Source organism: Zobellia nedashkovskayae (assembly GCF_015330125.1).
GTDB lineage: Bacteria > Bacteroidota > Bacteroidia > Flavobacteriales > Flavobacteriaceae > Zobellia > Zobellia nedashkovskayae.
The window spans coordinates 3,641,205-3,655,652 of record NZ_JADDXR010000002.1 but is presented as its reverse complement, the minus strand read 5'-3'; the positions used below and the strand labels follow the sequence as shown (position 1 = coordinate 3,655,652).

Here is a 14,448-nt window from a genome sequence, read left to right as displayed (position 1 = left end):
TCAAAAATATAGTTCTAAAGAAACTCTGGATCAAATGAAAAGAAAGCTGGAAATCATGGATACCACCCTTCGGGACGGGGAACAGACCTCAGGAGTATCTTTTTCGGTTTCGGAAAAACTAACGTTGGCCAAACTTCTTGTAGAAGAACTAAAGGTAGATCGTATTGAAGTTGCTTCGGCAAGGGTTTCTGATGGAGAATTAGAAGCCGTTAAGCAAATTTCAAAATGGGCTTCAGAAGAAAATTGTATTGACAAAGTAGAGGTACTCACCTTTGTAGACGGTGGCGTTTCTATAGAATGGATGAAAAAAGCAGGTGCTAAAGTACAGAATTTGCTTACGAAAGGTTCATTAAATCACCTTACCCATCAACTTAAAAAAACACCCCAAGAACACTTCTCGGATATTGAAAAAACTATAGCACTTGCTTTAAAAAATAACATTGATACCAATGTTTATTTAGAGGACTGGAGCAATGGTATGCGGAATTCTAAAGAATACGTTTTTCAGTACCTAGATTTTCTAACGCAACAACCTATAAAACGTGTACTGCTTCCTGATACGTTAGGCATACTAACACACACAGAAACTTTCGATTACATTTCGGAGATTGTGAAGCGGTATCCAAACACTCATTTTGACTTTCACGGCCATAATGATTATGACCTTGGAGTAGCAAATGTTATGGAGGCCGTAAAAGCTGGTTGCCATGGTCTTCACCTTACCGTTAACGGAATGGGTGAACGAGCAGGTAATGCTCCTATGGCAAGCGTTGTTGCCGTAATAAAGGATTTTTTAACCGATGTAAAAATCAATGTTAGTGAATCTTCGCTATACAAAGTAAGTAAATTAGTCTCTGCTTTTACTGGAGTTGGCATACCATACAACAAACCAATTGTTGGTGACAATGTGTTTACGCAAACGGCTGGAATACATGCAGATGGAGATAGCAAAAATAATCTTTACTTTAATGACTTGCTACCAGAGCGTTTTGGCAGAAAACGTAAATACGCCCTAGGTAAAACATCTGGAAAAGCCAACATACAAAAGAACCTTCAAGAACTTGGGCTTACTCTAAATGATGATGAGCTCAAAAAAGTTACCCAACGTATTATTGAGTTGGGCGACAAAAAAGAAAGAGTTACCAAAGAAGATTTACCTTATATTATTTCCGATATTTTAGATAGCGGTAGTCATCAAAAAAAGGTTTTCATAAAATCTTACGTACTCACCCACGCTATGGGATTGCGACCGTCAACAACGGTTTCTCTTGAAATAAATGGAGAACTTTTAGAAGCACATGCACAGGGAGATGGACAGTACGATGCCTTTATGAACGCTTTGCGCAAACTCTATGTTTCTAAAAAAATAGAATTGCCCAATTTAATAGATTACGTTGTTAGAATACCCCCGGGAAGTAATTCCGATGCACTTTGTGAAACCATAATTACTTGGAAAAACAAAAGCGAGGAATTCATTACCCGAGGTTTGGATTCCGATCAAACGGTATCTGCTATTAAAGCAACAGAGAAGATGCTCAATATTATTTAATAACGCTATTCGCACATCGCCAATGGCAGTTATAACTAAAATTGATATTAACATTAAATGAGAGACTATAGAAAGTATAAGGTTTGGGAACTAGGACATGAAATCACCTTAAACATCTATAAATCAACTTCAAATTTTCCCAAACAGGAAATATATGGAATCGTAAGTCAAATGCGCAGAGCTGCATACTCAATTCCCTCAAATATTGTAGAAGGTTGCGGAAGAGAATCAGATGCAGAATTCAGACGGTTTCTCATAATATCACAAGGTTCCGCAAATGAATTAGAATATTTTACGGTCTTAGCCAAAGATTTAGGATATTTGGAACAAGAAAGTTTTGCTGAACTTAATGACAAAGTTGACAAAATCAGGAGAAGTTTAAATAATTTGATAAATAAAATTTAATTAACCTTACACACCAATTAGTATACAAAGAGCGTAAACCGATTGGCGTGCCGCGTAAAGCAAAGAGAATGAAACTAGACATTGCACTATTGGCCGGAGATGGAATCGGCCCCGAAGTTATTGACCAAGCCGTAAAAGTTTGCGACGCTATCGCAACAAAATATAAGCATGAAATTAGCTGGAAACCTGCATTAACAGGTGCTGCTGCTATTGATGCCGTTGGAGAACCTTATCCAGATGATACTCACGAAATTTGTGCCAGTGCAGATGCCGTTCTTTTTGGAGCCATAGGCCACCCTAGATTTGACAATGACCCTTCGGCAAAAGTCCGTCCTGAACAAGGTTTATTGAAAATGAGACAAAAATTAGGTCTTTTTGCGAACGTACGTCCAACTTTTACATTTCCTTCTTTAATTGACAAATCGCCATTAAAGCGTGAGCGTATTGAAGGTACTGATTTAATTATCCTTCGTGAATTGACAGGTGGTGTTTATTTTGGAGAACGTGGAAGAAAAGATAATGGTAACACTGCTTTTGACACTATGACCTACACTCGCGCAGAGATTCAACGTTTGGCTGTAAAAGGATTTGAAATGGCAATGACTCGTTCAAAACGACTTTGTTGTGTTGATAAGGCTAACGTTTTGGAGTCTTCTCGTTTATGGAGAGAGACTGTACAAGCTATGGAGAAAGATTATCCAGAAGTTGAAGTGTCTTATGAATTTGTTGATGCCGTGGCTATGAGATTGGTACAATGGCCTAAAGGATACGATGTAATTATTACTGAAAACCTTTTTGGAGATATTTTAACTGATGAAGCTTCTGTAATTTCAGGCTCTATGGGATTAATGCCTTCTGCTTCTGTTGGTGAGAAAACAAAATTGTACGAACCCATTCACGGTTCATACCCACAAGCAGCAGGAAAAGACATTGCCAACCCATTGGCTACCGTACTTTCAGCAGCTATGATGTTTGAAGATTTTGGTCTTCAACAAGAAGCGGAAGATATACGTCGTGTGGTAAACAAATCTTTAGCTGAAGGCATCGTAACCGAAGACCTTTCGGAAGATGCTAAAGCATACAAGACAAGCGAAGTTGGCGATTGGTTGGCCAAGAACGTTTATTAATATATTCATATTAGCAAAAACCTCCCAAGAATATTTCTTGGGAGGTTTTTTTCTATCATTTAAACTGTGATTCAGCTCTCTGTTACTAGGTGAATTTCTATCCTACTGTTAACTATTATAAGCCAATTTCCTATATTTATTTGCTCGTTGCCTTCTGTATACAAGGATACCTATAGCCATTGCCACACCAGTTCCTGCCAGCACAGCACCTACAATTCCAGAATAAACAACACTATATCCATATGCTATTGGCAAACCTGCTAAATAAGCTCCAGAAGCGTTACCCATATTAAAGGCACTTTGATTCATTGACGAACCTAACATTTCATTTCCTTTAGATGTATTTATGATCGCCATCTGAATAGGTGTTGAAACCGTAAAAGAAGCCAACCCCATCAAAAAGGTCATAATTAATAATATCTGTGGATTTGTTGCAACTACAGCATTGATGAGCAATAAAATCACCATAAAACTTAAACTTATAGCTACTGCTTTTAAAGGCGCAAACCACTCAGCCATTTTTGCTCCTAAGAAATTACCGACCACCATACCAAGACCGGCCAAAATCATGGCATAACTGACCATGTTTTCTCCCATTCCGGCAATATCGGTTACCAATGGGGCTATATAGCTATACCAAGCGAAAAAACCTCCTGTACCTATAGTGGTTAATGCGATAAGCGCCCACAATTCGCCATTTCTCAAACCTTTGTTTTCATTTGATTGCGCTTTTGGAAGGTCTGGTTCTATTTTTGGCATCCAAAAAAGCACAATTAAAATGGCCATAAATCCAACAATTCCTACCATAAAGAAAGATAAGCTCCAATCATAATGGTGTCCTATATAAGTTCCGGTTGGCACACCAATAACATTTGCAATGGTCAACCCTGAGAACATTACAGCAATTGCTTGAGCAGATTTTCCTGCTTTCACCAATTTACCGGCAACTACGGCACCTATTCCAAAAAATGCACCATGTGGGAGTCCAGATAAAAACCGAGTTATCAATAAGGTAGTATAACTCTCTGAAAAACCGGAAAGCGTATTAAACACCGTAAACCACCCCATTAATAATAGGAGAACTGTACGTGAATTTAACTTGGCTCCTATTTTGGTTAATAAGGGAGCACCAACAACCACGCCTAATGCATAGGCTGCTATTGAATGACCTGCTTGGGGGATTGTAATATTCAAACCTTTGGCTACATCTGGTAGAATTCCCATTATTACGAATTCCGTTAGCCCAATGCCAAAACCTCCTATCGCTAAAGCTATTAGCGCTTTTCTGTTTGCTGTGTTTGTTTTCATAGCACACACCTTTTTAGTTAAACAATATTATTTGTAAGATTTGGAACTTACATTAAAAATTAACGAAAATTTTAAACAAAGGTATGACGAGAAAATCAATTAAAAATATGCGCGATTATCAGATTTGTGTTTATAATTACCCTTAAAAAAGAATACCCCTATAAATAGGGGTAAAATCTTATACTTTAAACATATGTTAGCATTTCCATTAAAATCCTGAAATATGCATAAAGCTATTATTGAAATCTTTGTGCTTTCAAAGTTTAAATGGATAGATTACAAAATATAATCCGTACTCACGAAATTAGACAACTTAGCCTCCAACAACTGTTGAATGGTCTCATTGTTCAAATCATTATCCTTAAAAGCGACAAAAGTCCGTATAGAAAAAGAACGTAATGCATCATGAACACTCAATGTAGCTTGAGCTGAATCCTTCCTTCCAGTAAAGGGATACATATCCGGTCCACGTTGGCACGAACTATTCAAGTTTACACGACAAACCAAGTTCACCAAGGTGTCTATTAACGGTGAAAGTGCATAAACATCTTTCCCAAAAAGGCTTACCTGTTGACCATAGTTACTTTCGGCCATATCATTTAAAGGCTCCTCAATATCAGAGAATGAAAGGACAGGCACAACCGGTCCAAACTGCTCCTCTTGATATACCCTCATATCTTTATTCACAGGAAAAAGTACTGCTGGCCAGATATAATTGTCAAACTTCTTACCTCCTTTTTTGTTCATTATTTTTGCACCTTTTCCAATAGCATCATCAATCAACTCTTGAATATAAGCTGGCTTGCCAGGCTCTGGCAAAGGCGTAAGCTTGACACTATCTTCCCATGGGTTTCCAAATTTTAATTCATCTACTCGTTTTGAATAGCGTTTTAAAAATTCATCTTTAATATCCTCATGTACATAAATAACCTTAAGTGCCGTACATCTTTGCCCGTTGAAAGATAACGTACCAGCGATACATTCATCTATAGTCAAATCCAAATCTGCATCAGGAAGGATAATTGCAGGGTTTTTTGCTTCTAATCCTAAAACCAAACGCAAACGATTGCTTTTTGGGTGTTGCTCTTGTAACGCATTCGCAGATTTACTATTCCCTATTAATGCAAGTACATCTATTTTACCGGTCTGCATTATTGGTGCAGCTACCGCTCTACCTCTACCAAAAATAATATTTACTACTCCCTTTGGAAAAGAGGTTTGAAAAGCTTCCAACAAAGGAGTAATCAATAAAACACCATGCTTAGCTGGTTTAAAAATAACGGTGTTACCCATTATTATAGCAGGTATTAACAAAGCAAATGTTTCGTTTAGCGGGTAGTTATAAGGCCCTAAGCATAATACAACGCCTAATGATCCTCTTTTTATATGGGCATAAACACCATCGTGTTTCTGAAACTTGGCCGAATTCCGGTCTAGTTCTTTGTAATCTTCTATTGTATCATTAATATAATCCACCGTACGGTCAAATTCTTTTTGACTATCCGGTAATGACTTGCCTATCTCCCACATCAAAAGCTTTACAACAATCTCTCGTTTGGTTTTCATTTGACGCACAAAATTCTCCATACACTCAATACGGTCTTTTACATGCATGGTAGGCCAAACCCCCTGCCCTCTTTTATAGGCGCCCATAGCAGAATCCAAGGCCTCCAAGGCAGCCGGCTCTCCCATATCAGGAATACTACCCAATAAAGTTGGTTTGTACTCTTCTGTTGATGATATAGTAGAAAATACTTCAGTAGTATTTCCTGCCCATGTTTTCAGTTCGCCATTAACCAAATATTTTTTTTGGTCTATTGTTTGGTCAATCTCGTATTCTTTGGGTATTGCTTTCATTTTCAGAAGGGTTTATTATAATAGATATGATGCTACAATGAGTAGCTATACGAAAATACATAATTAAGAAATCAGAGCTTATTTTTGAGAATACTAAATATAGCTGATTAGCGTCAATTTCATAAAAGAGCTAGAAATTGTGAGAACCTAAACCAAATATTGAAAAAGGTCTGGCTTATCGTTCAAATAATCTCCGTAAAAGTTATTTGTTTTCATACGCTGGACTAAAGGCTGAAGGTCTTCCGGACTTTTTAATTCTATACCTACAATAGCAGGAGCATTCTCCCTACTCGATTTTTTAGAGTATTCAAAATGAGTAATATCATCATCAGGACCTAAAATCTCTGCCACAAATTCTTTCAAAGCACCTGGTCTTTGCGGGAATCGAACGATAAAATAGTGTTTAAGTTGACCATAAAGTAATGCACGCTCTTTAATCTCGGCTGTTCTAGTGATGTCATTATTACTTCCACTAAGGATACAAACCACATTTTTGCCTTTTATTTCTTCAGCAAAACCATCTAAAGCGGAAATAGTCAATGCACCCGCAGGTTCAACAACAATAGCATCTCTATTATAAAGATCTAAAATGGTCTGACACACCTTACCTTCCGCAACGGTAACCATATCATAAAGTCCGTTTTTACAGATTTCAAAAGTGAGGTCTCCCACTTTTTGTACCGCAGCACCATCTATAAATTTATCAATTTTAGAAAGCTCCGTATTTTTGTTATTCTTTATGGATGTCTCCATGGACGGAGCTCCTTCTGGCTCTACTCCAATAATTTTTGTGTTTGGCGATAGCTCTTTAAAAACTCCGATTAGACCAGAGGCCAATCCTCCGCCACCAATTGCCACGAATATATAATCTATAGGCTCCTTAAATTGGTCTAACAACTCCAAGCCCACAGTCCCTTGGCCTTCTATTACCTTAGGGTCATCAAAAGGGTGAATAAACGTTTTTGCATTGCTTTCGCAGAACGTTCTAGCACTTTTTGACGAATCATCAAAAGTATCTCCTTCCAGTACTATTGTCACCCATTCCCCACCAAACAATCTAGTTTGTTCAACTTTTTGTTTAGGGGTAACCGATGGCATATATATTGTACCCGGAATTTTTAAATGGTTACAAGCAAAAGCTACACCTTGGGCATGATTTCCGGCACTGGCGCAAACAATTCCGTTTTTTCTTTCCTTTTCCGAAAGCGAACTTATTTTGTTGAATGCCCCGCGGATTTTATACGAACGCACCCTGTGCAAATCTTCTCTTTTGAGAAGTATATTGGAATCAAACGCTTTTGACAAACGTATGCTGGACATTAACGGAGTAACCGTAGCAACCTCTGCGATGGTAGCAGCCGCCTTTTTTATATCCGATATTTTAGGAAAATAGGTCATATTAAAAAACCCTGTCTAGATTTTAAACTTCCTTATATTCTGGAAGACTAAAAAAACCGGACAGGGTTGTTTTATAAATTATACAATCGGCTTCATTGCCGTCATAGCACCACGAAGTCTTGCACCTACAATTTCTACATTGTGATCACGAAGTGCTTTATTAACAGTAATTAGCTTAGCGTTATCAACACCGTTACCTTTCCCTGCAGCATATGCTTTACCAATTACATCAGTATCTATTTTCTTCATAAAGTCAGTCAATAAAGGCTTACAAGCATGATCAAATAAATAACAACCGTATTCAGCAGTATCAGAAATAACACGGTTCATTTCGAACAATTTCTTTCTTGCGATAGTGTTAGCGATTAACGGTGTTTCGTGTAATGACTCATAATAAGCAGACTCACCAATAATTCCGGACTCTGTCATACTTTCAAAAGCTAATTCCACACCAGCTCTAACCATAGCAATCATTAATACGCCATTGTCATAAAATTCTTGCTCAGAGATTTTATCATCACCTGCAGGAGTTTTTTCAAAAGCGGTTTCGCCAGTCTCTGCACGCCAAGTCAATAAGTTTTTATCATCATTGGCCCAGTCTTCCATCATTGTTTTTGAGAAATGACCAGTCATAATATCATCCATATGCTTTTGGAAAAGTGGACGCATGATATCTTTCAATTCTTCTGAAAGTTCAAAAGCTTTGATTTTTGCAGGATTAGACAAACGGTCCATCATGTTAGTAATACCACCGTATTTCATTCCTTCCGTAATGGTTTCCCATCCGTATTGAATTAATTTAGAAGCATAACCTGCATCAATACCTTTCTCGATCATCTTATCGAAACAAAGAATACTTCCTGTTTGCAGCAACCCACAAAGGATAGTTTGCTCGCCCATTAAATCTGATTTTACTTCAGCAACAAAAGAAGATTCAAGAACACCTGCTCTGTGCCCACCTGTACCGGCAGCATAGGCTTTAGCTTGCTCCAAACCTTTTCCTTCTGGATCGTTCTCTGGGTGTACCGCTATTAAAGTTGGCACACCAAAACCTCTTTTATACTCTTCACGAACCTCAGAACCCGGGCTCTTTGGCGCTACCATTATTACTGTAAGGTCTTTACGAACTTGAGTACCCTCTTCTACGATGTTGAAACCGTGAGAATATGATAATGTAGCTCCTTTTTTCATTAATGGCATTACCGCATTAACTACAGCTGTATGCTGCTTGTCCGGAGTTAGGTTAATAACCATATCGGCACTAGGAATCAACTCTTGGTAAGTACCAACAGTAAATCCGTTTTCGCTAGCATTTAAAAACGATTGTCTTTTTTCTTTAATTGCAGCGTCACGCAAGGTATAAGCGATATCCAAACCTGAATCGCGCATGTTTAAACCTTGGTTCAAACCTTGGGCTCCACAACCAACAATAACTATTTTTTTTCCTTTTAAAGCTGATACACCATCGGCGAATTCCGAAGCTTCCATGAACCTACATTTGCCCAGTTGCTTCAGTTGATCTCTCAATGATAGTGTATTAAAGTAATTTGCCATTTTTCAATCGTGTTTTTAAATTCCGCCCAAAGCTACTTGAAATTATAGATAATGTACGGAACTCCTTATTAAATTAATTATTAATTTGTATTTATTTATCTTGATAAAACTCATTAAGTAAAGCGGTAATCTGCATCTCATCTTTAGAAACTGAAATACGACCTGTTCGTACGAATTGCATGATTCCAAAAGGCTTCAATTGATCGTACATTTCATTGATTTCGTTTCTACGACCAGACTTTGCTATTACAAAAAAGTCGCGGGCAACAGTTACAATTTGCGAATTGTTGTCTTTAATAATATTCTGAATCTGTCTTTCATCAAAAAGAAGGTTAGAAGCTATTTTGAAAAGAACCGATTCCTGATAAATAGTTTCTTCATCTGTGTGAAAAAATGCTTTTATCACCTCAATTTGCTTTTCTATTTGACCCACAATATTGCGTGTCCATTTCTCTGTAGTATAAACAACTATAGTAAACTTAGATACGCCTTCAATTTCTGATTTAGAAACATTTAAGCTCTCTATGTTAATGTGTCTCTTTAAGAATATTCCAGAGATTCTATTCAGTAAACCTACATTGTTTTCAGAATATACCGATATAGTAAACCATTCTTTTTCCATTGTTCAATTTAATATCGTTTCATCGAGAGCAGTCGATAAGAAACATTGCCATTCATTTAACCTCTCGACCGCACTCGAGAGCGAATTTTTCCTTGAAAAGGTAACTCAGTATTTTTTTATTGCACGCGATTATATCACAACAATTAGCTATTTCTAACTGCGATTATCAAACCCGTAGACCAGTTTAACTTGGTCAAAGTAAAGTCTGATCTCTTCTCTAGATACGCTACCAAACGGGTTACATTATCTTCATGTCCTACCGGCCAATTAGGTTGAGCAGTCATATCATCGATTACATAAAAGCCACCAACTTTTACAAAATCTAAAACTTCATCTATCTCACTATATTTTCCGGGCCAAGCATCGGCAAAAATCAAATCGAATTTTTCTCCAGAATATGCTTTTATCCATTCAGATCCATCTTCACAGAACAACTTCACCCTTTTATCAGCTTCAAAATAGTCTTTAACTATGGCTATCAGCTTAGGGTCATTATCAACCGAAATCAATTCAGATTCCGCATCCATACCATCTACCATCCACGATAGACTCAATCCAATACCAGTACCGAGTTCCAAAAACCTACCTTTTGGTTTTGAAGCCATTAGCGTTTTTAGCAACGTACCTATGTATAAATCAGAAGGCATGGTAAAACCAATCTCTGCCGACTTCTGCTCTATTTGTTGATGGATTTTTGGTTTATCCTGTATATTGGAATCTATCACCTTTTTATCTTTAAATACTATTTGTAAAGTGTCTTATATTAAGAGATTACTTTAGACGAACTTCGGAAACCGAAGCTCCAGAAGGAATCATCGGAAATACATTATCTTCTTTTTCCACTTTCACCTCTAAGAAATATGGCTCTTTAGAAGCAATCATTTCTTTAATTGCAATTTTTAGATCTTCTCGAGTGCTAACTCTTTTAGCATCAATACTATACCCCTCTGCAATCTTTACAAAATCAGGATTTACCATTACCGTTGATGCATACCTTCTATCAAAGAAAAGCTCTTGCCACTGGCGTACCATACCTAAGTGATCATTGTTCAATACTACTATTTTAACAGGTACTTTATGCTGAAAAATTACACCCAACTCCTGAATAGTCATTTGATAACCACCATCACCAATAATAGCTACCACTTCTCGCTCCATAGCACCCATTTTGGCACCAATAGCCGCTGGAAGGGCAAACCCCATGGTACCAAGACCTCCTGAAGTTATATTACTCTTACTTTGCTTGAATTTGGCATAGCGACAACCAATCATCTGATGCTGCCCAACGTCCGTAACAATTACGGCTTTTTGCTCAGACTCAACATTTATCTGTTCGATAACCTCACCCATAGTCAACCCTTTTTTAGTAGGATGAATATCATTATTGATTACCTGTTCAAATTCTATTTTGTAATACTCCTTGAACTCATTGTGCCATGCCTCATGCTTATTCTCTTTAATCATCGGCAACAAAAGACCCAAAGTAGCTTTGGAATTACCTAGAACAGCTACATCTGCATGTACATTCTTATTGATTTCTGCTTTGTCTATCTCAAAGTGGATGACTTTAGCTTGTTTGGCATAAGTATCTAAACTACCCGTTACACGATCGTCAAAACGCATACCGATAGCAATCAATACATCACATTCATTCGTTAACATGTTTGGCGCATAGTTACCATGCATACCAACCATACCTACGTTCAATGGATGTTCACTATCTAAAGCAGAAGCTCCCATTATCGTCCAAGCTGCAGGAACTCCAGACTTTTCTACTAAAGCTTTAAATTCTTCCTCAGCCTTACCTAAAATAACACCTTGTCCCCAAACTATAAGTGGCTTTTTAGCATTATTAATCAATTGCGCCGCAGCTTCTATAGCTTGAACATCAGGTTTAGGTTCAGGATTATAACTACGTACAGCAGTGCATTTTTCGTAACTAAAATCAAACTCATCAATCTGAGCGTTTTTAGTAATATCTATTAAAACCGGACCTGGTCTCCCCGACTTGGCAATATAAAATGCCTTTGCCATTATCTCAGGGATTTCAGCAGCTTCAGTAATCTGATAGTTCCACTTTGTAACCGGTGTAGAAATCCCGATAATATCAGTTTCCTGAAAAGCATCGGACCCTAACAAATGACGTGTAACCTGACCTGTAATACACACCAAAGGCGTAGAATCTATCTGAGCATCTGCCAGACCCGTAACAAGGTTAGTTGCTCCGGGACCAGATGTAGCCATAGCAACACCTACTCTACCGGAAACTCTAGCATACCCTTGTGCAGCATGCGTAGCACCCTGCTCGTGGCGTGTTAAAATATGAGTCAGTTTATCTTGAAATTTATATAATTCATCATAAACTGGCATAATAGCACCTCCCGGGTAACCATACAGCAAATCCACACCCTCAGCCAATAAACAATGTATAATGGCTTCGGCTCCACTAATCTTAAGCTTTGTTTTCTTTGGGTTCACTTCCGTTTTTATCTTAACTGTTTCCATAGGTCTTTATTCCTTATAATAGCTAGTTTGCAGAGACCTCTCTGCTTTTGATTTCTCATCGTATTTCGAGAAATCCTTTCATATTCGTTAAAACTCATCGGTTACACAACCTTGCGCGGCAGATGATACTGATCGTGCGTATTTGTATAACACTCCTTTTTTAAACTTCAACTCAGGCTGAACCCAAGATTCTTTTCTTTTTGCCAATACTTCGTCTGAAACCTCAACATTAATTGCATTGGTTTCAGCATCAATAGTAATGATATCCCCATCTTCTATTAAAGCGATATTACCACCTTCTTGTGCTTCTGGAGAAATGTGTCCAACAACAAAACCATGTGTACCCCCTGAGAAGCGACCATCTGTTATTAAAGCTACATCCTTACCAAGTCCTGCGCCCATAATGGCGGCGGTTGGCTTAAGCATTTCTGGCATACCTGGTCCCCCTTTTGGTCCTTCATAACGAATAACCACAACATCACCTTTCTTCACCAAACCTTTACCAATACCATCATTTGCAGCATATTCACCATTAAAGACTTTAGCCGTTCCTTTGAATAACAACCCTTCTTTACCTGTAATTTTTGCTACAGAACCATTTTTAGCAAGGTTTCCATACAACATACGCAAGTGACCTGTGGCCTTAATAGGATTCTCCAAAGGCATGATTACATCCTGACCTTCTTCCAAATCCGGAACACCCTCAAGATTCTCCGCTAATGTTTTTCCTGTTACCGTCAAACAATCACCATGTAATAATCCATTTTTCAATAGATATTTCAATACTGCCGGAATACCACCAACACGGTGAACATCTTCCATAAGGTATTTTCCACTTGGTTTTAAATCCGCTATAAACGGAGTAGTATCACTAATATGTTGAAAATCTTTTAATGTAAAGTCGATATCCGCAGCTCTTGCTATTGCTAAGAAGTGCAACACAGCGTTAGTAGAACCACCCATTATAGTCACTAAACGAATGGCATTCTCCAGAGACTTGCGCGTTACGATATCTAAAGGTTTGATATCTTTTTCTATAAGTAAGCGCATTTGCTTACCTGCAGCTATGGATTCCGCCTTTTTCTCATCACTGATTGCAGGATTTGAAGAGTTATAAGGCAAGGACATACCTAGAGCTTCAATTGCAGAAGCCATAGTGTTGGCAGTATACATACCCCCACAAGCACCAGCACCTGGAATCGATTTTTTAATAATATTTCTGTATTCAGGCTCTTCCATTGTGCCCGCAACTTTCTCGCCCCATGCTTCAAAAGCCGAAACGATATCTAATTTTTTATGATTGTGACACCCTGAAGCCGTAGTACCACCGTAAACTAATATTGCTGGACGATTAAGACGCAACATTGCCATAAGCGCGCCAGGCATGTTTTTATCACAACCAACCACAGTAACAAGGCCGTCATAAGACATTCCTTGAACTACAGTCTCCATTGAGTCTGCAATAATATCTCTAGATGGAAGTGAGAAACGCATTCCAGGAGTTCCCATAGAAATACCATCACTTACACCAATTGTATTGAAAATAAGACCAAGTGTCTCTTTAGAATTAACACCTTCTTTTACCAATTTGGCCAAATCGTTCAAGTGCATGTTACAAGGGTTTCCCTCATAACCAGTACTTGCGATACCAATTAACGGTTTACTAAAATCTTCATCCTTAAAACCTATTGCATAAAGCATTGCTTGTGCAGCCGGTTGTGTTGAATCTTGTGTTACGTTCTTACTGTATTTATTCAGTTCCATTAAGCGCTATATAATTGGTTGTTCTATTTACAATATGTACTCTCTCTATTCAAAGGTATTCTTTTCTTTTTTTCAGCATTTTAGGTGTTGCTTCCCTATCTAAATCCAATAGTTAAAAAAATTATGTAAAAATCTAATTTACAATAACTTAACTATTAAATTTTATCATATTCAATTCGTCTTTTTTCACCTATTTAGTTCCGTATTTAAGGCTTAAACAAGGTATTTCCTTACTATAAAGTCTTTAAAAACAAAAAAAAAGGCCTATATCAAATGAATTAGATACAGGCCTTTCTAAACAATGAAAATCTGCATCACTCTCTTCTGAGAATGACATCAATTACCACGATTGTATGAGC

The 14,448-nt window shown here is 37.7% G+C and carries 11 protein-coding genes; 3 read left to right on the top strand and 8 right to left on the bottom strand.

What is annotated here, in order from left to right; translation table 11 throughout:
* Positions 1 to 34 precede the first annotated feature (34 nt).
* From IWB64_RS14865 to leuB, 3 genes are all read left to right on the top strand, one after another.
* Entirely contained in the window at positions 35 to 1,549 is a 1,515-nt protein-coding gene (locus IWB64_RS14865) for an alpha-isopropylmalate synthase regulatory domain-containing protein (RefSeq protein ID WP_194534749.1), read from the top strand.
* A gap of 57 nt (positions 1,550 to 1,606) precedes the next feature.
* On the top strand, positions 1,607 to 1,954 hold the full coding sequence (locus IWB64_RS14860) for a four helix bundle protein (RefSeq protein ID WP_194534748.1): 348 nt from the start codon (positions 1,607 to 1,609) through the stop codon (positions 1,952 to 1,954).
* A gap of 68 nt (positions 1,955 to 2,022) precedes the next feature.
* The gene (leuB, locus tag IWB64_RS14855; RefSeq protein ID WP_194534747.1) at positions 2,023 to 3,081 is read left to right on the top strand and encodes a 3-isopropylmalate dehydrogenase; all 1,059 of its coding nucleotides are present in this window, start codon (positions 2,023 to 2,025) and stop codon (positions 3,079 to 3,081) included.
* 108 nt (positions 3,082 to 3,189) lie between these two features.
* On the opposite strand, the gene IWB64_RS14850 is transcribed toward leuB, so the two are convergent.
* The 8 genes from IWB64_RS14850 to ilvD form a co-directional block, all read right to left on the bottom strand.
* Complete coding sequence (locus IWB64_RS14850) at positions 3,190 to 4,389, bottom strand: MFS transporter (RefSeq protein WP_194534746.1); 1,200 nt, start codon at positions 4,387 to 4,389, stop codon at positions 3,190 to 3,192.
* Positions 4,390 to 4,665: 276 nt separating this feature from the next.
* Entirely contained in the window at positions 4,666 to 6,246 is a 1,581-nt protein-coding gene (locus IWB64_RS14845; protein ID WP_194534745.1) for an NADP-dependent glyceraldehyde-3-phosphate dehydrogenase, read from the bottom strand.
* 147 nt (positions 6,247 to 6,393) lie between these two features.
* Positions 6,394 to 7,644, bottom strand: coding sequence for a threonine ammonia-lyase (gene ilvA / locus IWB64_RS14840; RefSeq protein WP_194534744.1), 1,251 nt, complete (start codon positions 7,642 to 7,644; stop codon positions 6,394 to 6,396).
* A 78-nt stretch (positions 7,645 to 7,722) separates the two neighbouring features.
* Complete coding sequence (gene ilvC, locus IWB64_RS14835; protein ID WP_194534743.1) at positions 7,723 to 9,198, bottom strand: ketol-acid reductoisomerase; 1,476 nt, start codon at positions 9,196 to 9,198, stop codon at positions 7,723 to 7,725.
* Positions 9,199 to 9,289: 91 nt separating this feature from the next.
* Positions 9,290 to 9,820 (bottom strand): acetolactate synthase small subunit, encoded by a 531-nt coding sequence (ilvN, locus tag IWB64_RS14830; protein WP_194534742.1) that lies wholly within the window; start codon positions 9,818 to 9,820, stop codon positions 9,290 to 9,292.
* 143 nt (positions 9,821 to 9,963) lie between these two features.
* Entirely contained in the window at positions 9,964 to 10,545 is a 582-nt protein-coding gene (locus tag IWB64_RS14825) for an O-methyltransferase (protein WP_194534741.1), read from the bottom strand.
* A 46-nt stretch (positions 10,546 to 10,591) separates the two neighbouring features.
* A complete protein-coding gene (ilvB, locus tag IWB64_RS14820) occupies positions 10,592 to 12,325 on the bottom strand; it encodes a biosynthetic-type acetolactate synthase large subunit (RefSeq protein WP_194534740.1) in 1,734 nt (577 codons plus the stop codon).
* Between the two features lie 87 nt (positions 12,326 to 12,412).
* The gene (gene ilvD / locus IWB64_RS14815) at positions 12,413 to 14,089 is read right to left on the bottom strand and encodes a dihydroxy-acid dehydratase (RefSeq protein WP_194534739.1); all 1,677 of its coding nucleotides are present in this window, start codon (positions 14,087 to 14,089) and stop codon (positions 12,413 to 12,415) included.
* Positions 14,090 to 14,448 lie beyond the last annotated feature (359 nt).

Coding starts and splice junctions, on each gene's coding strand:
- IWB64_RS14850 (WP_194534746.1), bottom strand. CDS start 4,389: ATGAAAACAAACACAGCAAACAGAAAAGCGCTAATAGCTTTAGCGATA.
- IWB64_RS14845 (WP_194534745.1), bottom strand. CDS start 6,246: ATGAAAGCAATACCCAAAGAATACGAGATTGACCAAACAATAGACCAA.
- IWB64_RS14860 (WP_194534748.1), top strand. CDS start 1,607: ATGAGAGACTATAGAAAGTATAAGGTTTGGGAACTAGGACATGAAATC.
- leuB (WP_194534747.1), top strand. CDS start 2,023: ATGAAACTAGACATTGCACTATTGGCCGGAGATGGAATCGGCCCCGAA.
- ilvD (WP_194534739.1), bottom strand. CDS start 14,089: ATGGAACTGAATAAATACAGTAAGAACGTAACACAAGATTCAACACAA.
- ilvN (WP_194534742.1), bottom strand. CDS start 9,820: ATGGAAAAAGAATGGTTTACTATATCGGTATATTCTGAAAACAATGTA.
- ilvA (WP_194534744.1), bottom strand. CDS start 7,644: ATGACCTATTTTCCTAAAATATCGGATATAAAAAAGGCGGCTGCTACC.
- ilvB (WP_194534740.1), bottom strand. CDS start 12,325: ATGGAAACAGTTAAGATAAAAACGGAAGTGAACCCAAAGAAAACAAAG.
- IWB64_RS14865 (WP_194534749.1), top strand. CDS start 35: ATGAAAAGAAAGCTGGAAATCATGGATACCACCCTTCGGGACGGGGAA.
- ilvC (WP_194534743.1), bottom strand. CDS start 9,198: ATGGCAAATTACTTTAATACACTATCATTGAGAGATCAACTGAAGCAA.